Here is a 23,886-nt window from a genome sequence, read left to right as displayed (position 1 = left end):
GGGCCTCGCTCAGACCGCGGGCGGGAACCGCGGGTCGTCGCGGCCGTCGCGCCCGTCGCCGGCCTTGCCGTCGCGTCGGCGCAGGTACCGCTCGAACTCCTGCGCGATCGCCTCGCCGCTCGCCTCGGGGGAGTCGACGGTGTCGCGGGCCTGCTCGAGCTGCTCGATGTAGCCGGCCATGTCGTCGTCGTCGGCGGCCAGAGCGTCGATGCCCTGCTCCCACGCGGCGGACTCGGCCTCGAGCTCGCCCCGGGGCACCTGCACGTCGGCGACCTCCTCGAGCTTCTCGATGAGGGCGAGGGTCGCCTTCGGCGACGGCGACGCGTGCACGTAGTGCGGCACGGAGGCCCAGATGGCGAGCGTCGGCACGCCCGCCTGCTCGAGGGCGTCGCCGAGCACGGAGAGGATGCCCACCGGGCCCTCGTAGCTGCTGCGCTCCAGCCCGAGCCGCGTGCGCACGTCGTCGTTGTCGCTGCTCACGAAGACGGAGATGGGCCGCGTGTGCGGGACGTCGGCGAGCATGGCGCCGAGGAAGACCACCGACGTGACGTCGTGCACGTCGACCAGGTCGACGATCTCGGCCGCGAAGCTGCGCCAGCTGCGCGACGGCTCGGCGCCGAGCAGCACGAAGACCTCGGCGCCCGGGGCGTCGACCGGCGCCGCCGCGAGCGACGTCGAGGAGTCCGGCGTGGCGTGCAGCTGGATGCGCGGCCAGACGAGGGAGCGCCCGCCGTCGTCGTCGAGCCCCACCTGGGGCCGGTTGAACTGGTAGTCGATGTACCGCTCGCCGTCGAGCTCGGCCACCGCCTCGAGCGACAGCGACTCGATCACGCTCCTGGCGACGCCGCTGGCGGCCTCGCCGGCGTCGTTCCAGCCCTCGAAAGCGACGACCAGGAGTCGTCCCGTCGCGAAGTCAGACGTGTCAGTCACCGTGTCCTCACCGAGTCGGGTAGAGGCCCTCGACGTCTCGGACCACGATAGACCGAGCACGAGGAGGCGCGGGTCGCCCGCCGGGGGAGCCCCCCTCCCGTAGACTCCTCCGTCGTGACCGATCTCCTGCCTGCCGCCGTCCTCTGGGACATGGACGGAACCCTCGTCGACACGGAGCCCTACTGGTTCGAGTCCCAGGTCGCCCTGGTCGGCTCGTTCGGCGGCACCTGGACGAAGGCCGACGGCGACACGCTGATCGGCTCCGGCCTCTGGCACTCGTCGCGCGTCCTGCAGCAGCACGGCGTCGACATGTCGGAGGACGACATCATCGACCACCTCACGACCGCGGTCCTCGAGCGCTGCGCCGTCCACATCCCGTGGCGCCCGGGCGCGAAGGAGCTCCTCGCCGAGCTGCGGGCCGCCGGTGTGCCGACCGCGCTCGTCACGATGTCGATCCGCCGCATGGCGCTCTTCATGGTCGACGCCATCGAGTTCGACGCCTTCGACGCCGTGGTCGCGGGCGACGACGTGGAGCACGCCAAGCCCCACCCGGAGGCCTACCTCCGGGGGGCGGAGCTGCTCGGCGTCGACGTCGCCGACTGCGTCGCCGTCGAGGACAGCGTCCCGGGCCTCGCCTCCGCCGTCGCGGCCGGCGCCGTCGCGCTCGGCGTCGAGCACCACGCGCCCCTCGCCGACGACGCGGGCTACGTCCGCCGCACCACGCTGGTCGGCACCACCCTCGCCGACCTCCGCGAGCTGCACGCCGCGGGGCGCCGCCTGCGCGAGCAGCGCACGACCGACTCCTGACCCCCGGGGCGCACCGCGCGCCTCCTCGACGCCCCGGCCCGCCGGGTCGCGCACCGACCGAAAGCAGCACCGCATGACCGCCACCCGCCGCCAGTCCGGGCCGTTCCTCGAGGGCGACAAGGTCCAGCTCACCGGGCCGAAGGGCAAGATGAACACGGTCGTGCTGACGCCCGGCGCCGTGTTCCACACGCACCGGGGCATGATCGCCCACGACGACATGGTCGGCCTGCCCGACGGCTCGGTCGTCGCGAGCACCACCGGCGACGAGTACCTCGCCCTCCGGCCCCTGCTGAGCGACTTCGTGATGTCGATGCCCCGGGGCGCGGCCATCGTCTACCCGAAGGACGCCGCCCAGATCGTCGCCTTCGCCGACGTCTTCCCCGGGGCGACCGTCGTCGAGGCGGGCGTGGGCTCCGGCGCCCTGTCGCTGTGGCTGCTGCGGGCGATCGGCCCGGAGGGCCGGCTCGCCTCCTTCGAGCGCCGCCAGGAGTTCGCCGACGTGGCGCTCGGGAACGTCACGAGCTTCTTCGGCGCCGAGCCCGAGAACTGGTCGGTGACCGTCGGCGACCTCGTCGAGAGCCTGCCCGACGTCATGCCCGACGGGACGGTCGACCGCGTCGTGCTCGACATGCTCGCGCCGTGGGAGTGCGTGGAGGCGACCACCGCGGCCCTGAAGCCCGGCGGCCTGGTGATCTGCTACGTCGCCACCGCCACGCAGCTGTCGCGGGTCGCGGAGGCCCTCCGCGCCTCCGGGGCGTTCACCGAGCCCGACGCCTCGGAGACGCTCGTGCGCGGCTGGCACGTCGAGGGCCTGGCCGTCCGACCCGACCACCGCATGATCGGCCACACCGGGTTCCTCATCACCGCTCGTCGGCTCGCCCCCGGCGCGGTGCTGCCGCAGCTCAAGCGCCGCCCGTCGAAGTCGGACTACTCCGACGCCGACGTCGAGGCCTGGACGCCCGGCGCCCTGGGCGACCGCTCGGCCAGCGACAAGAAGCTCCGCAAGACGGCTCGTCAGGCACGCACCGCCGCCGACGCCGCGATCGGGGCCGCCGAGGCCGTCGCCGCGGGCAGCGCGCCCGACGCCGAGGCCGCAGCCCCGGCGAGCGAGGCGACCGACCCCTCGCGTGACGCCCAGTAAGCTGTCCGACGCATCCCGCGGCTCCCGGCCGCTCCTCGCGGCCCCGCCGCCCCCGAAGCACCCGCGGCCCGGCCGCACCATGGAAAGAGGCCCCGTGCGCACCATCCCCGCCCTCGTCGTCGCCGTCGGCCTGCTGGCCTCCCTGACCGCGTGCGCCGGCGACTCCGGACCGGGCTCGTCGGGCTGCCCGCCCACGGGCGACGCCGCCTCGGTGGTCACGGCCACGGGCTCGTTCGGGGAGAAGCCCGACGCCGACGTGCCGAGCCCCATCGTCACCACCGAGACCCAGGTGTCGACCCTCATCGAGGGCGACGGCGAGCGTCTCGTCGACGGCTCGCCCGTCATCATCGACTACACGCTCTACGACGGAGCCACCGGGCGCGAGGTGGAGGACAGCGGCTACGACGGCACCGCCGCCAACCCGATCACGGTCGGCGGCCAGGCCCTCGCCCCGCTCGCGGCGGCGCTCGAGTGCTCGACCGTCGGCTCCCGCGTCGTCGTGGCCGTCAAGGCCTCCGAGCTCTCCGCCTCGATCCAGGGCTCGGCCGTCGAGCCGACCGACGACCCCGACGCCGCGTACGTCGCGATCGTCGACGTCAAGCAGGCCTTCCTGCCGAAGGCCGACGGCCGCCCCGTGCCCGGCGAGAGCGGCCTGCCGGCCGTCGTCACCGCCCCGGGCGGCGCTCCCGGCATCTCCGTCCCCGACTCCGACGCGCCGACCGCGCAGGAGACCCACCTCGTCCGCGAGGGCTCGGGCCACGAGCTGACCGCCGACGACACCGCCGTCGTGCAGTTCACGGCCGTCACCTGGGCCACCCCCTCGACGGTCTCGGCCTCCACCTGGAACAACGGCGACACGGCCACGACCGTCGACCTCGGCGACCCGGCCCTCCCGGCCTCGATCCGCGACGCGCTCGTCGGCCAGCAGGTCGGCTCGCAGGTCATGACGGTCATCCCGGCCGCCGAGGCCGGCGGCGCGGACAGCTACGTGTACGTCTTCGACGTGCTCGGCTCCCTCTGAGCCCGTCCGCGGCCCCGGAGGTCGGTGCCCCGCACGGCGGGTCGCCGACCTCGGCCGTGGCCTAGGATCGATCGCGTGCCCGCCGCCCGCGCCCCCCGGATCCCCGTCGAAGAGCGCCTGTTCAGCCTCGTGCTGGCCCTGCTCGCCACCGACACCGGGCTGACCAAGTCGGAGGTCCTGTCGACCGTCCAGGGCTACCGGCAGAAGTACTCCTCGGCCGGTGACAACGCCGCCCTCGAGCGTCAGTTCGAGCGCGACAAGGACGACATCCGCGAGCTCGGGGTCCCGCTCGAGACCGTCGACGACCCCGCGGCCTCCGGCAACAACCAGCTGCTCCGCTACCGGATCCCGCGCGGCAGCTACGAGCTGCCGCTCGACATCTCGTTCTCGCCGGAGGAGACGGCCCTGCTGACCCTGGCGGCCATGGTCTGGCGTGAGGGCACGCTCTCGGGCGAGTCCCGCCGGGCCCTCCTCAAGCTCCGCTCGCTGGGCGGGACGGCCACCGTGCCCGAGCTCGAGTACGCGCCGCGCATCCGGTCCCGCGACGCCGCCTTCGAGCCGCTCCGCACCGCTCTCGACCGCGGGGTCGTCGTGCGGTTCGACTACCTGAAGCCGGGGGAGGCCCGGCCCCGCCGCCGCGAGGTCGCGCCGTTCGCGCTCGTCCAGCACCAGGGGCGCTGGATGGTCCCGGCGATCGAGCCCGACACCGGCTCGCGGAAGAACTTCCTCCTCTCGCGCATCGTCGGCCCGGTGACGGTAACCGGCCGCTCCTTCCCGCGGCCGGTGGACGCGACCGCCGACTCCGCCCTCGCGGGGCTGGAGGAGCTGCGCCGGTCGAACACCGCGCTCGTGCGCGTGGTCGAGGCGTCGGACGCCGAGACCCGGCTCTCGAAGCGCCGGGGGACGGAGTCCCGGGGCGCCGACGTGCTGGCCGTCCACTACTCCGACGCGTCCATCCTCGCCGAGGAGCTCTCCTCGTTCGGCCCGGAGGTCACCGTCCTCGAGCCCGCGAACCTCCGCGAGCTGGTCGTGCAGCGCCTGCGACGCCTCGTCGCCGACCACGACGACGACGGAGCACGGCCCGTGGGCTCCTCGATCGAGACCGGGGCCCGATCGTGAGCGACCGCCGACCCGCGCTGCAGGCGACCGACAAGCTGGCCTTCCTGCTCGCCCTCGTCCCGTGGCTGATCGACCACGAGCGCGTGAGCGTCGCCGAGGCGGCCGAGCACTTCGCCGTAAGCACGGCGGAGATCCGGCGCGCGGTCGAGCTCATCGCCGTCTCCGGCATCCCGGGCGAGACATCGCAGTACCAGCACGGCGACCTCTTCGACATCGCGTGGGACGACTTCGAGCAGAACGACGTCATCGTGCTGACGAACCTCGTCGCCATCGACGAGTCGCCGCGGTTCTCGTCCCGCGAGGCGGCGGCGCTCATCGCCGGGCTCCAGTACCTGTCGTCCCTGCCCGACCACGCCGACCGGGCCGCCGTCGCCTCGCTGACCGCGAAGCTCTCGCGGGGCGCGTCGAGCGAGCCGAGCCAGGTGGCCGTCGCCGAGAGCGAGTCGGACGAGGCCCTCGCCGTCGTCGGCCGTGCGGTGGAGGCGGGGGTCCAGCTGGAGTTCGACTACGCCGGGGTCCGCGGCCGTGCCGAGCGTCGACGGGTCGACCCGCTGCGGGTCGAGTCCCTGGACGCCGACTGGTACCTCCGCGCCTGGGACCACGTGCGCGAGGGGCTGCGCACCTTCCGCGTCGACCGGATGTCACGACCGGCGCTCACCGACGCGCCCATCACGCACCGCGCCTCCGACCTCTCCCTCCCGGACACGCTCTTCGAGGGCTCTCCCGACGACGTCGTCGTCACGATCGAGATCGACGACGCGGCCGCCGCCCTGCTCGACGACTGGTCGCCGACCGACGTCGAGCGAGCGGACGAGGGCCGCACGCGCCTCTCGCTCCGGGTGTCGCACCACGGGACGGTGGCCCGCCTGGTCGCCGGGCTGCCGGGGCGGGCCTGCGTCGTGGCACCGCCGGAGGCGCGGAGGGCCGTCGCGGAGTGGGCACGTCGTGCCGCGGCCGAGTACGACGCCGAGGGAACCGCCGCGGGCTGACCGAGGCCGCCCAGGGACGGCACGGTACACTTGCCACTCATCCGTCCCGCGAGGAGGACCTCATGCTCGGCAACCTCACCGGCTTCCACCTGATCATCATCCTGGCGATCATCCTGCTGCTCTTCGGTGCGCCCAAGCTCCCCGGGCTCGCGAAGAGCATCGCCCAGTCGATGCGCATCTTCAAGAACGAGATCGGCGACGACAAGAAGACGGCCGACGACGACGTCCGCCGTCCGACGGTCGACGACGCACCGCGGTCGACGTCCTCGACGACCACCCGCCCCGTGCACGGCGACGATCTGCCGCCGAAGCTCTAGCGCGTGGCCGCGACCACCAGCACCGGCACGAGCGAGGGCGGCGGTGCTCCCCGTCAGCGGTCCCGTGACGGCCGGATGTCGCTCGGCGCGCACCTCGTCGAGCTCCGCAAGCGGCTGTTCCGGTCCGCCCTCGCGCTGATCCTCGCCAGCGTCGCCGGCTTCGCGCTCTCCTCCTGGGTGCTCGACGTCCTCCGGGGGCCCATCACGCAGATGGCGGTCGCGCGGGGCACCGAGGCGACGCTCAACTACCCGACCATCGCGGGCAGCTTCGACCTGCGCCTGCAGATCGCGGTCACCGTCGGCGTCATCCTGTCGAGCCCCGTCTGGCTCTACCAGGTCTGGGCGTTCATCGTCCCGGCGCTCGTCCGACGTGAGAAGGTCTACGCGGTCAGCTTCATCGGCTCGGCCATCCCGCTCTTCCTCCTGGGCTGCGCCAGCGGCTACTACGTCCTGCCGCACATCGTCGAGGCGCTCACCGGCTTCGTCGCGGCGGAGGACGCGGCGATCATCGACGCGAAGCAGTACTTCGACTTCGTCCTCAAGCTGATCCTCGCGGTGGGCATCGCGTTCGTCCTGCCGGTCTTCCTCGTGCTGCTCAACTTCGTCGGCGTCATCTCCGCCGTGGGCATCATCAAGGGCTGGCGCGTCGCCATCCTGCTCATCGCGCTCTTCACGGCGATCGCGACCCCGGCGGCCGACGTGTTCTCGATGTTCCTGCTCGCGATCCCGATGGTGGTGCTCTACTTCGCCGCGGCCGGGGTCGCCTGGCTGCACGACAGGCAGGTGGCGAAGAAGGTGGCGGCCCTCGACGCCGAACTCGCGGGAGGATAGCCAGATGACCAGCAGCGACCTCAGCCCCGCCGAACGGTTCGCCGCCTCGAAGACCCGGGTGCGGTCGCCGCAGCTGCAGTCGTTCCGCTCCCGTCTCGGCTTCGCGCTCGATCCCTTCCAGGAGGCCGCCTGCGCCTCCGTCGAGGCGGGCAACAGCGTGCTCGTGGCCGCGCCGACCGGGGCCGGCAAGACCCTGGTCGCGGAGTTCGCGATCCACCTCGCCATGCAGCACCCCCGCGACAAGGTCTTCTACACGGCGCCGATGAAGGCCCTGAGCAACCAGAAGTTCCAGGAGCTCGTCGCCGAGTACGGCGCCGGCGAGGTGGGGTTGCTGACCGGCGACACGAACGTCAACTCGCGGGCGCGCATCGTGGTCATGACGACCGAGGTGCTCCGCAACATGCTCTACGCGGGCTCGGAGATGCTCGACGACCTCCGCTACGTCGTCCTCGACGAGGTGCACTACCTCGCCGACCGGTTCCGCGGCGCCGTGTGGGAGGAGGTCATCATCCACCTGCCCCTCGACGTCCGCCTGGTGTCGCTGAGCGCGACCGTGTCGAACGCGGAGGAGTTCGGCGACTGGCTGCAGACCGTCCGCGGCGGCACGGACGTCATCGTCAGCGAGGACCGCCCCGTCCCGCTCGACCAGCACGTGCTCGTCGGGGGCAAGTTCCTCGACCTCTTCGACTCGAGCGGGCAGGCCGCCACCAACCGGGTCAACCCGGAGCTCCTGCGGGCGACCTCCATGTCGCGGCGGGGCGGAGGGCCCGGCGGGCGGGGCCGCGGCACGAGCGACCGCTGGTCGGGGCGCAGCCCCCGAGGCCACGTCGTGCCGCCGACCCCGCACCAGGGCGGCCGCCTCGACCGGTGGCGGATCGTCGAGATGCTCGACGACCAGAACCTGCTGCCCGCCATCTTCTTCGTGTTCAGCCGGGTCGGCTGCGACCAGGCCGTCAAGCAGGTGCTGCGCTCCGGCATCCGCCTGACGACCGCCGAGCAGCGCGACGAGATCCGCGAGATCGTCGAGGCCCGCTGCCGCACCCTCCGCGACGAGGACCTCGCCGTGCTCGGCTACTGGCAGTGGCTCGACGGGCTCGAGCGCGGGGTCGCCGCCCACCACGCGGGCCTGCTGCCCGCGTTCAAGGAGGTCGTCGAGGAGCTCTTCCAGAAGAAGCTCGTCAAGGTCGTCTTCGCGACGGAGACCCTGGCGCTCGGCATCAACATGCCCGCCCGCACGGTCGTGCTCGAGAAGCTCGAGAAGTTCAACGGCGAGGCCCGTGTGCCCATCACGCCGGGGGAGTACACGCAGCTCACCGGCCGGGCCGGCCGCCGCGGCATCGACGTCGAGGGCCACTCGTTGATCCAGTGGCAGCCGGGGCTCGACCCCCAGGCGGTCGCGAGCCTCGCCTCCCGCCGCACGTACCCGATGAACTCCAGCTTCCGGCCGACGTACAACATGGCCGTCAACCTGATCGAGCAGTTCGGCCGGTCGCGCACGCGCGAGATCCTCGAGACCTCGTTCGCGCAGTTCCAGGCGGACCGCGCCGTGGTCGACCTCGCGCGGAAGGTGCGCACGCAGCAGGAGAGCCTCGACGGCTACGCCCGCAGCATGACCTGCCACCTCGGCGACTTCGGCGAGTACACGCTGCTCCGGCGTGAGCTCGGCGACCTCGAGAAGCAGGGCGCGGCCCGCGCCGAGGCCCAGTCGCGAGGCGAGCACGACAAGCGCCAGCGGAAGCTCACCGAGCTGCGCAAGCAGCTGCGCCAGCACCCCTGCCACGCCTGCCCCGAGCGCGAGCAGCACGCCCGCTGGTCGGAGCGCTGGTTCAAGCTGAAGAAGCAGACCGACCAGCTCTCGGCCCAGATCCGCAGCCGCACCGGCGCGGTCGCGAAGGTCTTCGACCGCGTCACCGACGTGCTGCTCGACCGCGGCTACCTCGTGCCCGCGGCCTCCACCTCGGCCACGCCCACCAGCCGGGGAGGCGCGGGGCGCGACGGGCGCACCGCCGAGGTGGCCGTCGCCCCGGCCGGCCGCACGCTCCGCCGCATCTACGGAGACCGCGACCTGCTCGTCGCCGAGTGCCTCCGGCTCCGGCTCTGGGACCAGCTCGACGTGCCGTCGATGGCCGCCATGGCCGCGACCCTCGTCTACGAGCCGCGACGCGACGAGGGGCAGCTGTCGGAGCGCTTCCTGCCGCGGGGCGCCTACCGCGAGGCCCTCGACGCGACACAGCTGCTCTGGGCAGAGCTCGACGACCTCGAGCAGGAGCACCGGCTGCCCGGCAGCACGCCGCCGGCTCCCGGCCTGGCCCTGGCCATGCACCGCTGGGCCCGGGGCGCGAGCCTCGACTCCGTGCTGGAGGACGCCGACCTCGCCGCCGGCGACTTCGTGCGCTGGACGAAGCAGACGATCGACCTGCTCGACCAGCTCTCCGTCGTGGCCGACCTCCCGGTGGGCCCCGTGGCGCGTCGGGCGCTCGACGCCGTACGGCGCGGCATCGTCTCGTACTCGGCCGTCTGAGGCCGGGGGCCGGGCGCCCGGGCCGACCCGCGCCTCCCAGCGACGGCCACCTAGAATCGCACGGTGCCCACCCGAGTGACCGCCCTCCGTCTGCCGCTCTGGCTCGCCCTCGTGGTCGCGGCCGGGTCGGGCGTCGTGCTCGACGCCGGGTTCCCCGACGGCGACGTGTGGCCCCTCACGTTCGTCGGCATCGGCCTGGTGCTCCTCAGCCTCCGCGGCCGACGGGCCGGGTCGGCCTTCCTGGTCGGGCTCGTCGCCGGGCTCTCGTTCTACCTCGTCCACATCTCGTGGACGAGCCTGTACCTCGGAGCCCTGCCGTGGGCGGCCCTGTCGACGCTCGAGGCCCTGTTCTTCGCCGGGGGAGCGGTGCTCGTCACGCTCGCGTACCGCTGGGTGCCCCGCATCTGGCCCGGGGCCGTCGGCACGACCGTGCTCCTCCCGGTGGTCGTCGCCGGCCTCTGGACCCTGCGCGAGTTCGTCGCCGGCAACTGGCCCTACGGCGGGTTCGCCTGGGGCCGTGTGGCCCTCAGCCAGTCGCAGAGCCCCTTCGGCCCGCTCGTCGCGTGGGTCGGCATCTCCGGCCTCTCGTTCCTCATGGTGGCGCTCGTGGCGGCGGTCCTCGAGCTGGCGCTCCGGGCCGACGTGCGGGCGTCGACGCGGGTCCTCGCCGGCGCGGTCGCCGTCACGGCCGTCCTCGCCGTCCCCGCGTGGCCGACGACGTCGTCGGGCACGGCCACGATCGCCGGCGTCCAGGGCAACGGGCCCGCGGGCTACTTCGACGAGCGCGAGCCCGGCGACCTGCTCAACTCGCAGGTGCTCGCCATGTCGGGGCTGCCCGCTGGCTCCGACCTCGACCTCATCGTGTGGCCCGAGGGCGGCAGCGACCGCGACCCCACCCGCGACGCCTACGGCCGCTACGTCTTCGACGCCGTCAGCGACGGGTACGACGCCCCGCTCCTCTCCGGCGTCATCACCCAGTCCGACGACGGCGAGGAGGCCTGGAACTCGTCGATCCTCTGGGAGGACGGCGCGGTCGCCGGCCAGTACGACAAGAAGCACCCCGTCCCCTTCGGCGAGTACGTGCCCGACCGCTCCTTCTGGCGGCCCTTCGCCCCCGACCTGATCGACCTCATCGCTCGCGACTACACGCCGGGCACCCGCCCGGAGGCGATGCCGATCGGCGACTTCGTCGCCGGCATCTCGATCTGCTTCGACATCGTCGACGACCAGCTCATCACGAACATGATGCGCGACGGCGCCCAGGTGATCGTCGCCCAGACCAACAACGCCGACTTCGGCGACACCGACGAGAACGCCCAGCAGCTGGCCATCACGCGACTGCGGGCCCTCGAGACGGCCCGGCCCGTGGTCAGCGTCTCCACGGTGGCCTCCAGCCGGGTCATCGACGCCGACGGGCAGATCGTGGCCGGCGTCACCGACTTCACCGCCGGCACCATGGTCCACACCGTCGACCTGGCCACCGGCACGACGCCCGCCGTCGTGGCCAGCCGCGCCGTCGAGCTGTTCGTCTCGTTCCTCGGGCTGGCGGCCCTCGTGCTCGCCCGGGTCATGATCGGTGGTCGCCGGTCGCGCCGACGCCGCGCCCTCGAGACCGCGCCCTGGCCCGAGCTGGCCGACCCGCGCCTCCGCCCGGGCCGTCGGCCGCGCTCGCTCGACGAGGAGCTGGACGACCCGAGCCAGTTCGACCTCCCTGCCCGGCGCTGACCATCCCGGCACCGACCGCCCCCGGGCACGACGACGCCCGGCCACCGTACGGTGACCGGGCGTCGTGGGGGAGCGGCGTCAGGCGCCGATCGTCGGGCGCCGAACTTCAGGCCCCGATCTTCACGCGCCGATCTTCTCCTGGCCACGCCGGGCCCGGAGGAACGTCAGACGCTCCTGCAGCAGCTCCTCGAGCTCGTCGCGTGAGCGGCGCTCGAGCAGCATGTCCCAGTGGGTACGGGGCACCTTGACGACGCCCTCTTCGATCTCGACGGGCTTGCCGTCGGCCGACAGCAGCCGGCCTTCCTGCCCGCTCTTCGGCGACTGCCAGATCTCGGGCACCTCTGCCTCAGCAGAGAACACCATGTCGAACGTCTGGCCGTCCTCCGTCTGGTAGACGGCTTTCTTCCGGGGGGAGAACTCGACTCCCTCTTCGCTCTGGAGGCTCTGACTACCGAGTCTCATCCCGCGCAAACTGCGATCTGCCATGCGTGTGGTCTCCTCTCGCGGTGCGATCTCCCGTTCTAACGTCAGAGCGTGCCGTGATGTTTCAGGTGAGAGACATTCACAGTCTGTTCACAGAGGATCGGCAGCACCCCCACCGACCTCGACGAGGGCGAGGTCGGCACGATCGGTGACGATGCCGTGCACGCCGAGCGCGAGCAGCCGGCGCATCACGGCGGGGTCGTTGACCGTCCAGACGTGCGTCTCGACGCCCACGGCCGCCAGGTCGGCGACGCGGGCCGCCGTCACGACGCGCAGCCGCCCCCAGCTCTCCGGCACCTGCACGGCGCCGCAGCCGCGCAGGACGCGCCGGAGCAGGGCGTGCCGCACGGCCGTGACCGGGACGAGGGAGGCGGCCATCACGCCCACGACGCCGGGGGAGGACGCCGAGGTGGCCACGCCGGGCAGCGCGTCCACCACGCGACGACGGATCCGCTGGTCGAAGGACGTGAGCAGCACCCGGCTCTGCGCACCCACTCGACGGATCGCGCGCACGGTCGGGTCGACCGCCTCCGCCACCTTGACGTCGATGTTGAAGCGGGTCTCCGGGAACGCGTCGAGGGCCTGCTCGAGCGTCGGCACCTCCTGGTCGTCGGGCAGGCGCACCAGGCTCAGCTCGGCGAGGGTGAGGTCCCGGACGCGCACGGGCCGGCCGGCGACGCGACGGAGGTCGTCGTCGTGACAGACCACGGCCACATCGTCGCGGGTGGCGTGCACGTCGGTCTCGACGTAGTCGGCACCCGCCGCCACGGCCCGGGCGAACGCGAGCATCGTGTTCTCCGGTGCGTCGACCGCGAGGCCGCGGTGCGCGAGCACCCGGGGCCCGGCCGGGCCGAACCAGCCGGAAGCGCCGCCCGCCTCCACTACGGAGCGGCCGGGGCCGCCGGCGGCGTGGTGCCCTCGTCGGGCGTCACGGCGTCAGGCGCGGCCGTGCCGGTGCCCGAACCCGAGCCGGTGCCCGTCGCGCCGGTCTCTGACCGGCTCGTGCTGCCCGGCGTGGTCGCGGTCGGGAACCCGAGGTCGGGCTCCGCCTCGAGGTCGACGGTCGTCGCGAGGTCGGGGGTGGTCGACATCTCCGAGACCTTCGTGGTCGGCTTCGGCGTCCAGCCGGGGGCGTCCGGGTTCTTCGGGGCGAAGAAGCCCTGGCCGATGCCCGACAGCGCCTCGGTCAGCTCGCTCGGGATGATCCAGAGCTTGTTGGCTGACCCCTCAGCCAGCTTCGGCAGGGTCTGCAGGTACTGGTAGGCGAGCAGCTTGGGGTCGGGGTCGCCCTGGTGGATGGCGTTGAAGACGGTGTCGATGGCCTCCGCCTCGCCCTGGGCGCGGAGCACCTGGGCCTTGGCCTCGCCCTCGGCGCGGAGGATGGCCGACTGACGCATGCCCTCGGCCTCGAGGATCTGCGACTGCTTGGTGCCCTCGGCGGTCAGGATCGCGGCCCGGCGGCTCCGCTCGGCGCGCATCTGCTGCTCCATGGAGTCCTGGATCGAGGCGGGCGGGTCGATGGCCTTGAGCTCGACGCGGCCGACGCGGATGCCCCACTTGCCGGTCGCCTCGTCGAGGACGATGCGCAGCTGGCCGTTGATGTTGTCGCGGCTCGTCAGGGCCTCTTCGAGGTTCAGGCCGCCGACCACGTTGCGGAGCGTGGTCGTCGTGAGCTGCTCGACCGCCCCGAGGTAGTTCGCGATCTCGTAGGTCGCGGCCCGGGCGTCGGTGACCTGGAAGTAGACGACCGTGTCGATCGACACGACGAGGTTGTCCTCCGTGATGACCGGCTGCGGCGGGAAGGAGACGACCTGCTCGCGCATGTCGATGAGGGGACGGACCCGGTCGATGAAGGGCACGAGGAGGTTCAGCCCGGGGAGGAGGGTCTTGTGGTACTTGCCGAGCCTCTCCACCACGCCGGCGCTGGCCTGCGGGATGATGCGGACGGCCCGGAAGAGCACGACCAGGACGAGGACGACGACGATCGCGACGACCACGATCGTCGCGATGGTGCCGGCGCTGACGGAGGAGTCCATGCGGGGTCCCTTCTAGGCGGGGACGACCAGGGCGGTCGACCCCTCGATGGCGGTGACGACGACGGTGCTGCCGGTGTCGAGGACGGCCGGGGGCAGGGCGCCGGCGGGCGCCTTCGCCGAGCCGGTGGGCAGGAGGCGCGCCGTCCACGTGTCGCCGTTGGTGAGCTTGACCTGCCCGGCGTCGGGGCCGAGCGCGACGACGACGGTGCCGCGCAGGCCGAGGAGGGCCTCGACGTTGCTCGGCGTCGGGTCGCCGCCCCGGCCGAGGGCGCGGAGCAGGGGAGGCCGGACGGTGAAGAGGAGGAGCACCGCGAGCACGGCGGCCACGACGATCTGCAGCCACCACGGTGCTCCGAAGAGGTCGGCGAGCAGGCCGCCCACGCTGCCGATCGCGAGCATGAGGAAGGTCAGCTCGAGGGTGGTGACCTCGACCACGACGAAGAGCAGGACCAGGGCGATCCAGATGATCCACGCGTACTGGGTGACGACGTCCACGTCGGCCTCCTTCGTTCCCTCGACGCTAGCGCACGTCGCCGACATCCGTCGGGCGGTACGCTCGGACGGGTCGCCTGGCGACCCCGAGCCGCCACCCCGGCGCCGCGACCGAGCCGGTGCCGCCCCACAGACTGGAGCCCCCGCCGTGTCCAACCCCCTCGCCGCAGGATCCCTCACCGGCACGCGTGCCCTGGTCACCGGCTCGTCCCGGGGCATCGGGGCCGACACGGTGCGCTACTTCGCCGAGGCCGGCGCGTCGGTCGTCGTGAACTACCGCAACAAGGAGAAGCGCGCCCAGCAGCTCGTCGAGAAGATCGAGGCCGCGGGCGGCACCGCCTTCGCGGTGGGCGCCGACCTCACCGACCCGGAGAGCGTCGACGCGATGTTCGCGACGGTCTCCGAGCGCCTCGGCGGCCTCGACGTCCTCGTGATGAACGCCTCCGGCGGCATGGAGAGCGGCATGGCCGAGGACTACGCGCTGAAGCTCAACCGCGACGCCCAGGTCGCCCTCCTCACCGCGGCGCTGCCCCTGCTGCAGCCGGGCTCGCGGGTCGTCTTCGTGACGAGCCACCAGGCGCACTTCATCCGCACCACCGAGACGATGCCCGAGTACCTCCCCGTGGCCCTCAGCAAGCGTGCGGGGGAGGACGCGCTGCTCGAGATGGTGCCGCAGCTCGAGGCCGCCGGCGTCGAGTTCGTCGTGGTCTCCGGCGACATGATCGAGGGCACCATCACGGCGACGCTGCTCGAGCGCTCGAACCCCGGGGCCATCTCGTCGCGCAAGGAGAGCGCCGGCAAGCTCTACAACGTCGCCGAGTTCGCCGCCGAGGTCGCCTCGGCCGCGGTCGACCCGGTGCCCGCCGACCGCACGCGCCTCGTCGGCGACACCTCCGACTTCGTCCCCGTCGCGTAGGCGGCGCCTCGTGACCGAGCGGATCGTCCGGCCGACGTCGCGCCTCCTCGTCCTCGACGAGCACGATCGACTGCTGCTCATGATGACGAAGGCGCCCGACACGAGCGGCGCGGCCCGCTGGATCACGCCAGGAGGCGGCGTGGACCCGGGGGAGTCGCACGAGGAGGCGGCGGTCCGGGAGCTGCACGAGGAGACCGGCCAGGTGGTCGCCGAGGTCGGCCCCGTGGTCAGGGTCGACGACTTCGAGGTGCCCTGGGACGCCGCCGACCACACGCACGGGCACGCCGAGTTCTTCGTCGTGAGACTGCCTCATTTCGAGGTCGTCGACGACGACTGGACCGACGACGAACGGGTCGACATCCTGGAGTCGCGCTGGTTCAGCCTCGACGAGCTGGAGTCGACGACCGACCCCGTCGAGCCCGTCGACCTCGCCGTCACGGTGGCCGACGTGCTGCGCGGCGGTCGCTGAGCGAGGCCCGACGAGAGGCCGGCCCCGACGGCGTCGACCTCCGCCCCTACCGGCCGCTCCCGGCGTGACCGATAATGCACATTATGTCAGCTCGAACGTGAACGAGGAGCGCTCAGGCCCTCCCCGGGACCCTCACGGCATCTCGCGGGCCGCCTCCTGAGCGACCACGGCCTCGAGGTCGTCGAGCCCGCGCATCTGCCGCAGCGGGTTCCGCATGCGGGCGTTGTCGCGGAGCGCCGGCTCGGCCCGGTGCAGGAACGCCCAGTAGCCCGCGGTGAACGGGCACGCGTCGTCGCCGACCCGCACGGTCGGCGAGAACCGGCACGAGCCGCAGTGGTCGCTCATCTTGTCGATGTAGCGACCGCCGGCCGCGTAGGGCTTGGTCGCGACGACTCCGCCGTCGGCGTGCTGCGACATCCCGACGATGTTCGCGGGCATCACCCAGTCGGTGCCGTCGACGAAGACGTCGGTGAACCACTCGGTGAGCTGGTCGGGCCGGTAACCGCGCTGCAGCGACCAGTTGCCGAGGATCATCAGGCGCTGGATGTGGTGCGTCCAGCCGTGCCGCGAGACGACGTCGAGCGCGTCCGACAGGCAGGCCGCCTCGACCCCCGACGAGTCGAGACCCCGCCACCACACGGGCAGCTCCACCCGGGCGCCCAGGGCGTCGTTCTCGTCGACGTACGACTCCCCCAGGTGCCAGTAGAGGTGCCACACCCAGTCGCGCCAGCCGACCACCTGTCGGACGAAGCCCTCGACGCTGGTGAGCGGCGCGCCTCCCTCGAACGCCCGCAGCACCCGCTCGACCACGTGGCGCGGGTCGAGCACGCCGAGGTTCATCGGCACGCTCAGCAGCGAGTGCGCCATCGTCCAGTCGCCCGACAGCATGGCGTCCTCGAAGGGGCCGAAGTCGCCGAGCCGCGTCTCGACGAAGTCCTCGAGCGCCGCCTCCGCCTCCTCGGCCGTGACGGCGAACCGGCGACGGTCGTCCTCCCCCACGAACGTCACGAGGCCGGCGTCGCGCCAGGCGTCGAGCTGCTCGCGTACCTCGGCGTCGATCTCGTCCTCGACGGGCCAGACGGGGTCGGGCAGGCCCAGGCCGGCCGCGCCGCGGGGAGGCGCGTGGCGGTTCTCGTCGTCGTAGCTGAACCGGCCACCGACCGGGGCGGGCCCCTCCATCAGGAAGCCCTCGCGCCTCCGGACGGCCTCGTAGAAGTCCTCCATGAGGAGGCGGCCGGGGCGGGCGGCGACCCAGTCGGCGAAGTCGGCCTCGCTGGTGACGAAGCCGCGGCTCGGCAGCACGACGACCGCCGGGGAGGCGGCGCGCACGACCGCGCGGAGGTGGCGGCTGGGCGGGTCCACCACCTCGAGGTCGCCGCGCCCGGCGAGGGCGTCGGCGAGGCGGTCGACCCGGACGTGCTCCGCGCGGTCGCCGAGCTCGGCGACCCGGTGACGGAGCGCCGAGAGCCAGAGGTGCGCCTTGGCCCGGTGCAGCGGGCGGCGGGAGAACTCGTCGAGGGCCTCGACGACGAGCACCTCTCCCCCGTCGTCGAAGGCGGGCCCCCACTGGCCGGGCAGCAGCAGCCGTCGTCGGGCGGGGCGGTCCGGGGTCGTCGTCACCCCGCGGACGCTACCCGCCGCCCCGGTGGTTGGGTCGGGTCATGGACGACGAGACCGCCCCCGTGACCCCCGGCTCCCCCGACGCGACGACCCGCGACTCCCCCGCGCCCGTGCCCGACGACGGACCGGACGACGCGCACGTCCGCCCGGCCAGCGTCGACGACGCCACCGTCGAGGCCCTCGGCAAGCTGTCGGAGGCCCTCGAGGCCGTGGAGCACGCCCGGGGCCTGCTCTACGGCTTCCACCGGCTGACCGGCACCGCCGACCTGGCGCTCGGCGAGGCCGTGGACCTCCTCCGCGAGGCGGGGCACCACGAGCACGCCGACCGGCTGGAGCGCGACGTGGTGGGCCGCAACGTCGTCAAGGGCCGCTGGACCTTCCAGCTCGTCGAGGACTACGACGCCGGCTACTGGAGCGCCCTCCGGGCGGGCGAGGCGGCCGTCCGCGAGGACCTCGTCGGCGGGCGCCGTCACCTCTTCGAGTCCGAGATGAAGGAGGCGCGGCGCAGCCACGGCCGACGCCACCACGAGTCGCGCCCGGGCTCCGACGGCTGACCGCCCCGCCGGTCGACCGCCCCCGGCCGCCCCGTCGGTCGAGGCCGGGGACGCCCGGCTGACGTCCGGCCGGGGGCCTGCGACACTGGCTGCATGAGCCACTCCCCCGTCGACCGGCCCCGCATCGAGGCCGCCGTGCTCGAGATCCTCGCGGCCGTGGGCGACGACCCGGGGCGCCCGGGCCTCCACGACACGCCCCGGCGCGTCGCGGAGGCGTACGCGGAGTTCTTCTCGGGGACGGGGACGGACGCGACCGAGCTCGTCCGTGCCTCCTCGGTGCCGGCCGAGCCGGGCCAGCTCGGCGAGGTGGTCGTCGTGCGCGACGTGCAGTTCCGCTCGGTCTGTGAGCACCACCTGCTGCCGTTCCTCGGCGTGGCCCACGTCGCGTACGTCCCCGGCGCCTCGATCGTCGGCCTCGGCAGCGTGCCCCGCGTCGTCGACGCCCTCGCCTCGCGGCCGCAGCTGCAGGAGAAGCTGGGCGAGGAGATCGCCGACGCCTTCGACGAGGGGCTCTCCCCCACGGGCGTGCTCGTCGTGCTCGAGGCTGTCCACGGCTGCGTGACGACGCGGGGCCCGCGTCAGACGCAGAGCTCGACCGTGACGCTGGCGAGCCGCGGCAGCCTCGGCGACGCGGCCGCCCGCACCGAGGCGATGGCGCTGATCGGGGCGCCCCGTGGCTGACCCGGCACCGCGGCCGGCCGCGCTGGGCACCGTGCCGCTGCGGGTGCCCGTGCGCCGCATCGGCCGTCGCACGTTCGACTTCTCGCGTCAGGTCGCGGTGATGGCGATCGTCAACCGGACGCCCGACTCGTTCTTCGACCAGGGGCGCACCTTCGCCCTCGACAGCGCGGTCGCGGCCGCCGTGGCCGCCGCGGGGCAGGGCGCCGACTGGGTCGACGTCGGGGGCGTGCCCTTCAAGCCGGGGCCCGAGCTCTCGGCGGCCGACGAGATCGACCGCGTCCTGCCGGTGGTGGAGGCGCTGGTCGCCGAGTCGGACGTGGTCGTGTCGGTCGACACCTTCCGCCCCGAGGTCGCGGCCGCGGCGATCCGCGCCGGTGCGTCGGTCGTCAACGACACGACCGCCCTGCACGACCCGCGTCTCGCCGACGTCGTCGCCGACAGCGAGGCGACCCTCGTGGTGACCCACAGCCTCGCCCCGCCGCGCACCGCGTGGCCGCACCCCCGCTACGACGACGTCGCGCGCGAGGTCGTCGACCTCCTGTCCCGGCGCGTCGACCTCGCGCTGGCCCGGGGGGTGCCCGAGGAGAGGATCGTCGTCGACCCCGGCCACGACCTCAACAAGGCCACCGTGCACACCCTCGAGCTGACCCGGCGCCTCGGCGAGGTCGCGGCCCTCGGCTTCCCCGTGCTGGCCGCCGTCTCGAACAAGGACTTCATCGGCGAGATGCTCGACCGCGAGAAGCCCGACCGGCTGGCCGGCACGCTGGCGGCGGCGACCGCGTGCGTGCTGCTCGGCGCGCGCGTCGTGCGGATGCACGACGTGCCCTCGGCGGTGGACGCCGTCCGCATGCTCGAGGGCATCCTGGGGTGGCGGGCCCCGCTGCTCGCCCGACACGACGTCTAGGAGCCCCCGTGCCCGACCAGCCCGCCCGCGACCCGGTCGCCGACCCGGCCGCCCTCCGCCGCCTGCTGCCGCCCGACCCGACCGGCGTCGACCTCGACGACGACCAGCTGCTGGCGATGATCGACCCCGGCGACCGCGACGAGCCGCGCCTCCGCGTGAACTTCGTCTCGACGCTCGACGGCTCGTCCACGGCGGACGGCCTCTCGGGCAGCCTCGGCGGGCCGGCCGACAAGAGGGTCTTCGACCTGCTGCGCCGCGTCTCGGACGTCGTGGTGGTCGGGGCGGGCACGGTGCGCGACGAGGGCTACGGCCCGATGCGCCTCGACGACGCCTCCGTCGCGTGGCGGCGCGGGCGCGGGCTGCCCGACCACCCCGTCTTCGCGCTGGTCTCCGCGACGCTCCGGCTCGACCCCGGCAGCCCCGTCCTCCGCGACGCGCCGGTGCGCCCGGTCGTGCTCACCACCGACCAGGCGGACCCGGAGGCGCGGAGGGCCCTCGCAGGCGTCGCCGACGTCGTCGCGTGCGGCCCCGACCGCGTCGACCCGCGTCTCCTGCGCGAGGCCCTGGTCGCCCGGGGCCTCCGGCAGCTGCACTGCGAGGGCGGGCCGACCCTCTTCGGCGACCTCGTCGCCGCGGACGAGGTCGACGAGCTCTTCCTCACGCACTCGCCGACCCTGGAGGGCGGCGTCGGCCCCCGCATCGCCCGCTCGACGACCGGGGTCGCCGGCGACCTCCGCGAGCTCGAGCTGGCGCACGTGCTCGTCGCGGGCGACCTCCTGCTCACCCGCCACGTGCGACGGCGGGCGCCCCGGGCCTGAGCCCGGGACGCCCGCTGTCGGCGTCGTCGTCGGCGCCACCGTCGTGGTGGCGTGGCGACGTCGGGTCGGGTCAGCCCTCGCCGAAGCCGCCCTCGACCAGGGCCACGAGGTCGTCGACGGCCTGGGCCGCGTCGGGGCCGGTGGCCATGATCGCCACCGTCGAGCCCTTGCCGAGACCGAGGCCCATGATGCGCAGGAGGCTCTTCGCGTCGACGCCGTTCACCGTGACGTCGGCCTGGAAGCGCGACGCGTGCGTGACGAGGTCGGCGGCCGGCCGGGCGTGCAGCCCCGACTCGTTGACGAGGACGACCGAGCGCTCGACCGCGTCGCCGCCGCGGAGCTCGCGTTCGTCCCGGTGCGGGTCGGCGACCCCGGAGGCGGTGCGGGCAGCCGCGGCGACCTCCTGCAGCGTGCCGCCGGTCTCCGCCGAGACGGCCGCGGCGACGGTGCCCTCGACGACGGGCGCGTCGGCCAGCACGACCCGCGCGGCCTCGTCGTCGTCGAGGAAGTCGACGGCGGTCTCGGTGGTGAGGATCGCCGAGCCCAGGTCGCAGAGCACCACGACGCCCTGGCCCGTGTCGGCGGCCGAGAGCGCCGCGGAGATCTTGTCGAAGCTCGTGCCGAGGCCGCCCTCGTCGGTGCCGCCCGCGGCCACGAGGGTCGTGGTCGGCGCCATCTGGCGAGCGAGCTCGACGGTGCCCTCGGCGATCGCCGCGCTGTGCGAGACGACGACGACGCCCACGCCGGCCACGGTCACGCCTCCCCGGTGGTCGCGGCGGCGGCGGGGGTCGCGGCGGCCTCGGCGGCCGCGGCGAGGATGAGCGACGACGACTGCGCCCCCGGGTCGCGGTGCCCCACCGCCCGCTCGCCGAGGTAGCTGGCCCGGCCCTTGCGGGCGACGAGAGGCTCGGTCGACGCTGCGCCCTCCGCGGCGGCGTCGGCGGCGGCACGCAGCACGGCGGCCGGCTCGGCCCCGTCGCCCGCCGCGAGGCCGGCGGCCTCGACGGCCGGCGTCCACGCGTCGATCATCGTCTTGTCGCCCACCTCGGCCTTGCCGCGCAGCACGACGCCGTCCCGTGCCGCCGTGAGGAAGGCCACGACCGCCGCGGAGTCGAGCTCGGTCGCGTCGCCGAGGGCCGCGGCCCCCTTGAGGTACGCCGTGCCGAGCAGCGGGCCGGAGGCTCCCCCGACGGTGGAGATGAGGGTCGTGGCGACCATCTTCAGCAGCTGGCCGGGCGTGGCGTCCTCCGGCTGCTGGCCGAGCTTGGCCCGCACGGCCGAGAAGCCGCGCTCCAGGTTCTCGCCGTGGTCGCCGTCGCCGATCTCGCGGTCCAGCTCGACCAGCGCGGCGCGCTGCTCGCGCACCACGTCGGCCGTCCGTTCGATGAAGGCGCGGGTCCAGGTCGCGTCGAGTGTCATGCGTCTCCTCCTCGTGGGGGTGCGGTGCGGGGGTCGGCGGTGCGGGGGGCGGCGGGGCGGAGCAGCGGGCTCACCGGCCCCACCGGAGGGCGGCCGTCTCGACCGGAGCGTCCCAGAGCTCGGTCAGCTCGTCGTCGAGACGGGTCACGGTGATCGACATGCCCTGCATCTCGAGCGAGGTGACGTAGTCGCCGACGAGCGTGCGGGCGACCTCGACGCCGCGCTCGGCGAGCAGCTCGGCCGCCCGGCGGAAGGCGACGTAGAGCTCGACGAGCGGGGTGCCGCCCATGCCGTTGACGAACAGCAGGACGCGGTCGCCGGAGGCGGTGCCCAGGTCGTCGAGGACGGCGCCGAGCAGGCGGTCGACGATGCGGTCGACGGGCTCGAGCGGCACGCGCTCGCGACCGGGTTCGCCGTGGATGCCGATGCCGATCTCGACCTCGTCGTCGGCGAGGGTGAAGCTGGGCTCCCCCGCGTGCGGCACCACGCCGGCGGTGAGCGCGACGCCCATCGTGCGGGTGGCGGCGTTCGTCCGGCGGGCGATCTCGGCGACCTGCTCGAGGCTGTCGCCGCGCTCGGCGGCCGCGCCGGCGGTCTTCTCGACGACGACCGTTCCGGCGACGCCGCGACGGCCGGCCGTGTAGGTGGAGTCCTTGACCGCGACGTCGTCGTCGACGACGACCGTCTCCACGGTGACGCCCTCTGCCCCGGCGAGGTCGGCGGCCGTCTCGAAGTTCAGGACGTCGCCGGTGTAGTTCTTCACGATGTAGAGGACGCCGGCTCCCCCGTCGACGGCCTGCGTGGCCGCGACGACCGGGTCGGGCGTGGGCGACGTGAAGACGGGGCCGGGCACCGCGGCGCTCAGCATGCCCGGGCCGACGAAGCCGGCGTGCAGCGGCTCGTGGCCGCTCCCTCCCCCGCTGACGATCGCGACCTTGCCGCTGACCGGGCCGGAGGCGCGGGTCACGAAGGTCGGGTCGTGAGACACCCGCAGGAGCCCCGGGTGGGCGAGGCCCATGCCGGCCACCGCCTCCTCGACGACGTCCTTCGGATCGTTGATGAGCTTCTTCATCGAAGTTCCTCCCTGGAACGGGCGGCGGTGCGCAGGCTCGCACCGTCCTGGTCAGAAGCTACCCCCCGAGCCGTGCGCACCTGCTCCGTGCACATATGTTCATCTCGGGTGATTCGGCTACCTTCCTGAGGGTTGCCCGGGTCTATGGTGAGGCCACACGCTCACCGCGGTGGTGCACAGTCGCACCCCGCCCGACGACTAAGGAAGGTCGACGTGGACCTGGGACTGATTTTTCTCTCTGAAGTGGTGGGCACGGCCATGCTCATCCTGCTCGGTGGCGGCGTCGTCGCCAACGTGGCCCTCACGAAGTCGAAGGGCTTCAACGGCGGGACGCTGATGGTCAACTTCGGCTGGGGGCTCGCGGTCTTCGCCGCGGTCACGGTGTCGTACTCCTCCGGCGCGGCCCTCAACCCGGCCGTCAGCCTCGCGCAGCTGATCCTCGGCAACATCGACTTCGTCGCGTTCCTCGTGTACCTGGCCGCCCAGATGATCGGAGCCGTCATCGGTGCCGTCCTCGTGTGGCTCGTGTACAAGAACCACTTCGACGAGGAGCCCGACCCCGCGGCCAAGCTCGGCGTCTTCTCCACCGGCCCGGCCATCCGCAACTACGGCTGGAACCTCGTCACCGAGATCATCGCGACGTTCGCCTTCGTGTTCGTGGTCATCGGCTTCACGAACGGCGGCACCCCGGCCGAGCTGGGCGCCATCCCCGTCGCCTTCCTCGTGATCGCGATCGGCGCCTCCCTAGGCGGCCCGACCGGCTACGCCATCAACCCGGCCCGTGACCTCGGCCCGCGCATCGCCCACGCCTTCCTGCCCATCAAGGGCAAGGGCTCGAGCGACTGGTCGTACGCCTGGGTCCCCGTGGTCGGCCCCCTGGTCGGCGGCGCCCTCGCCGCCGTGGTCTCGGGCGCGCTGCTGCCCCTGGCCGCCTGACCCCCACACCGACTCACCGCTGACCGCGGCACGGCCGTGCCCACCCGAGGCGCACCCGCCGTGCCGTGGTCGACACCATCAACGA

The 23,886-nt window shown here is 73.5% G+C and carries 25 protein-coding genes; 16 read left to right on the top strand and 9 right to left on the bottom strand.

Features of this window, described 5'->3' with window-relative positions; genetic code table 11:
• Positions 1-9: 9 nt before the first annotated feature.
• Positions 10-930, bottom strand: a complete 921-nt coding sequence (locus IFT45_RS08090; protein ID WP_192127607.1) for a PAC2 family protein — start codon at positions 928-930, stop codon at positions 10-12.
• 114 nt (positions 931-1,044) lie between these two features.
• Between IFT45_RS08090 and IFT45_RS08085 the strand changes: the two genes are divergently transcribed.
• From IFT45_RS08085 to lnt, 9 genes are all read left to right on the top strand, one after another.
• A complete protein-coding gene (locus IFT45_RS08085; RefSeq protein ID WP_371810917.1) occupies positions 1,045-1,737 on the top strand; it encodes an HAD family hydrolase in 693 nt (230 codons plus the stop codon).
• A gap of 73 nt (positions 1,738-1,810) precedes the next feature.
• Positions 1,811-2,878 (top strand): tRNA (adenine-N1)-methyltransferase, encoded by a 1,068-nt coding sequence (locus IFT45_RS08080; RefSeq protein WP_185232719.1) that lies wholly within the window; start codon positions 1,811-1,813, stop codon positions 2,876-2,878.
• A gap of 94 nt (positions 2,879-2,972) precedes the next feature.
• On the top strand, positions 2,973-3,899 hold the full coding sequence (locus IFT45_RS08075; RefSeq protein ID WP_192127605.1) for a hypothetical protein: 927 nt from the start codon (positions 2,973-2,975) through the stop codon (positions 3,897-3,899).
• A gap of 75 nt (positions 3,900-3,974) precedes the next feature.
• Positions 3,975-5,018 carry a WYL domain-containing protein gene (locus IFT45_RS08070; RefSeq protein WP_192127603.1) on the top strand — a complete coding sequence of 348 codons (1,044 nt, stop codon included), beginning with the start codon at positions 3,975-3,977 and terminating at the stop codon, positions 5,016-5,018.
• Positions 5,015-6,007 (top strand): YafY family protein, encoded by a 993-nt coding sequence (locus tag IFT45_RS08065; RefSeq protein WP_167259230.1) that lies wholly within the window; start codon positions 5,015-5,017, stop codon positions 6,005-6,007. The genes IFT45_RS08070 and IFT45_RS08065 overlap by 4 nt, the downstream gene beginning before the upstream one ends.
• Before the next feature lie 62 nt (positions 6,008-6,069).
• Positions 6,070-6,324, top strand: coding sequence for a twin-arginine translocase TatA/TatE family subunit (locus IFT45_RS08060; protein WP_056054956.1), 255 nt, complete (start codon positions 6,070-6,072; stop codon positions 6,322-6,324).
• A gap of 75 nt (positions 6,325-6,399) precedes the next feature.
• On the top strand, positions 6,400-7,155 hold the full coding sequence (gene tatC, locus IFT45_RS08055; RefSeq protein WP_056055936.1) for a twin-arginine translocase subunit TatC: 756 nt from the start codon (positions 6,400-6,402) through the stop codon (positions 7,153-7,155).
• 4 nt (positions 7,156-7,159) lie between these two features.
• Positions 7,160-9,676: an RNA helicase gene (locus IFT45_RS08050; protein WP_056054959.1), complete on the top strand. Its 2,517-nt coding sequence runs from the start codon at positions 7,160-7,162 to the stop codon at positions 9,674-9,676.
• A gap of 63 nt (positions 9,677-9,739) precedes the next feature.
• On the top strand, positions 9,740-11,401 hold the full coding sequence (gene lnt / locus IFT45_RS08045) for an apolipoprotein N-acyltransferase (protein WP_192127601.1): 1,662 nt from the start codon (positions 9,740-9,742) through the stop codon (positions 11,399-11,401).
• Positions 11,402-11,521: 120 nt separating this feature from the next.
• On the opposite strand, the gene IFT45_RS08040 is transcribed toward lnt, so the two are convergent.
• The 4 genes from IFT45_RS08040 to IFT45_RS08025 all read right to left on the bottom strand — a co-directional run bounded on the left by IFT45_RS08040 (position 11,522) and on the right by IFT45_RS08025 (position 14,415).
• Positions 11,522-11,887, bottom strand: coding sequence for an RNA polymerase-binding protein RbpA (locus tag IFT45_RS08040; protein ID WP_056054962.1), 366 nt, complete (start codon positions 11,885-11,887; stop codon positions 11,522-11,524).
• 87 nt (positions 11,888-11,974) lie between these two features.
• Positions 11,975-12,718 (bottom strand): glycerophosphodiester phosphodiesterase family protein, encoded by a 744-nt coding sequence (locus tag IFT45_RS08035; RefSeq protein WP_371810916.1) that lies wholly within the window; start codon positions 12,716-12,718, stop codon positions 11,975-11,977.
• A gap of 47 nt (positions 12,719-12,765) precedes the next feature.
• Entirely contained in the window at positions 12,766-13,920 is a 1,155-nt protein-coding gene (locus tag IFT45_RS08030) for an SPFH domain-containing protein (protein WP_192045729.1), read from the bottom strand.
• 12 nt (positions 13,921-13,932) lie between these two features.
• The gene (locus IFT45_RS08025) at positions 13,933-14,415 is read right to left on the bottom strand and encodes an NfeD family protein (RefSeq protein ID WP_056054971.1); all 483 of its coding nucleotides are present in this window, start codon (positions 14,413-14,415) and stop codon (positions 13,933-13,935) included.
• Positions 14,416-14,560: 145 nt separating this feature from the next.
• On the opposite strand from IFT45_RS08025, the gene IFT45_RS08020 reads away from it, so the two are divergent.
• On the top strand, positions 14,561-15,328 hold the full coding sequence (locus IFT45_RS08020; protein WP_167259235.1) for an SDR family oxidoreductase: 768 nt from the start codon (positions 14,561-14,563) through the stop codon (positions 15,326-15,328).
• Between the two features lie 10 nt (positions 15,329-15,338).
• Positions 15,339-15,797: an NUDIX hydrolase gene (locus IFT45_RS08015; protein WP_371810915.1), complete on the top strand. Its 459-nt coding sequence runs from the start codon at positions 15,339-15,341 to the stop codon at positions 15,795-15,797.
• Between the two features lie 132 nt (positions 15,798-15,929).
• Here IFT45_RS08015 and IFT45_RS08010 read toward each other — a convergent pair whose 3' ends face one another.
• Positions 15,930-17,417: a cryptochrome/photolyase family protein gene (locus IFT45_RS08010; RefSeq protein WP_371810914.1), complete on the bottom strand. Its 1,488-nt coding sequence runs from the start codon at positions 17,415-17,417 to the stop codon at positions 15,930-15,932.
• Between the two features lie 41 nt (positions 17,418-17,458).
• Here IFT45_RS08010 and IFT45_RS08005 point away from each other — a divergent pair, with 41 nt between their 5' ends.
• The 4 genes from IFT45_RS08005 (at position 17,459) to IFT45_RS07990 (ending at position 20,374) form a co-directional block, all read left to right on the top strand.
• Positions 17,459-17,971 (top strand): hypothetical protein, encoded by a 513-nt coding sequence (locus tag IFT45_RS08005; RefSeq protein ID WP_244637825.1) that lies wholly within the window; start codon positions 17,459-17,461, stop codon positions 17,969-17,971.
• Between the two features lie 93 nt (positions 17,972-18,064).
• Positions 18,065-18,652: a GTP cyclohydrolase I gene (gene folE / locus IFT45_RS08000; RefSeq protein WP_056054986.1), complete on the top strand. Its 588-nt coding sequence runs from the start codon at positions 18,065-18,067 to the stop codon at positions 18,650-18,652.
• Positions 18,645-19,556: a dihydropteroate synthase gene (gene folP, locus IFT45_RS07995; protein WP_371741178.1), complete on the top strand. Its 912-nt coding sequence runs from the start codon at positions 18,645-18,647 to the stop codon at positions 19,554-19,556. Before folE ends, folP begins: the two co-directional genes overlap by 8 nt.
• Before the next feature lie 8 nt (positions 19,557-19,564).
• Entirely contained in the window at positions 19,565-20,374 is an 810-nt protein-coding gene (locus IFT45_RS07990; protein WP_371810913.1) for a pyrimidine reductase family protein, read from the top strand.
• Positions 20,375-20,444: 70 nt separating this feature from the next.
• Here the strand turns inward: IFT45_RS07990 and dhaM are convergent, their stop codons facing one another.
• From dhaM to dhaK, 3 genes are all read right to left on the bottom strand, one after another.
• Positions 20,445-21,125, bottom strand: coding sequence for a dihydroxyacetone kinase phosphoryl donor subunit DhaM (gene dhaM / locus IFT45_RS07985; RefSeq protein WP_371810912.1), 681 nt, complete (start codon positions 21,123-21,125; stop codon positions 20,445-20,447).
• Between the two features lie 2 nt (positions 21,126-21,127).
• Complete coding sequence (gene dhaL, locus IFT45_RS07980; RefSeq protein WP_056054997.1) at positions 21,128-21,793, bottom strand: dihydroxyacetone kinase subunit DhaL; 666 nt, start codon at positions 21,791-21,793, stop codon at positions 21,128-21,130.
• A gap of 70 nt (positions 21,794-21,863) precedes the next feature.
• The gene (gene dhaK, locus IFT45_RS07975; RefSeq protein WP_192127599.1) at positions 21,864-22,865 is read right to left on the bottom strand and encodes a dihydroxyacetone kinase subunit DhaK; all 1,002 of its coding nucleotides are present in this window, start codon (positions 22,863-22,865) and stop codon (positions 21,864-21,866) included.
• A 258-nt stretch (positions 22,866-23,123) separates the two neighbouring features.
• Here dhaK and IFT45_RS07970 point away from each other — a divergent pair, with 258 nt between their 5' ends.
• The gene (locus IFT45_RS07970) at positions 23,124-23,801 is read left to right on the top strand and encodes an MIP/aquaporin family protein (protein WP_056055941.1); all 678 of its coding nucleotides are present in this window, start codon (positions 23,124-23,126) and stop codon (positions 23,799-23,801) included.
• Positions 23,802-23,886: the final 85 nt, after the last annotated feature.

This window comes from Frigoribacterium sp. CFBP 13707 (genome assembly GCF_014842245.1).
GTDB lineage: Bacteria > Actinomycetota > Actinomycetes > Actinomycetales > Microbacteriaceae > Frigoribacterium > Frigoribacterium endophyticum.
Note: the sequence above shows the minus strand (reverse complement) of the source record. Positions and strands in the feature narration are given on the sequence as shown.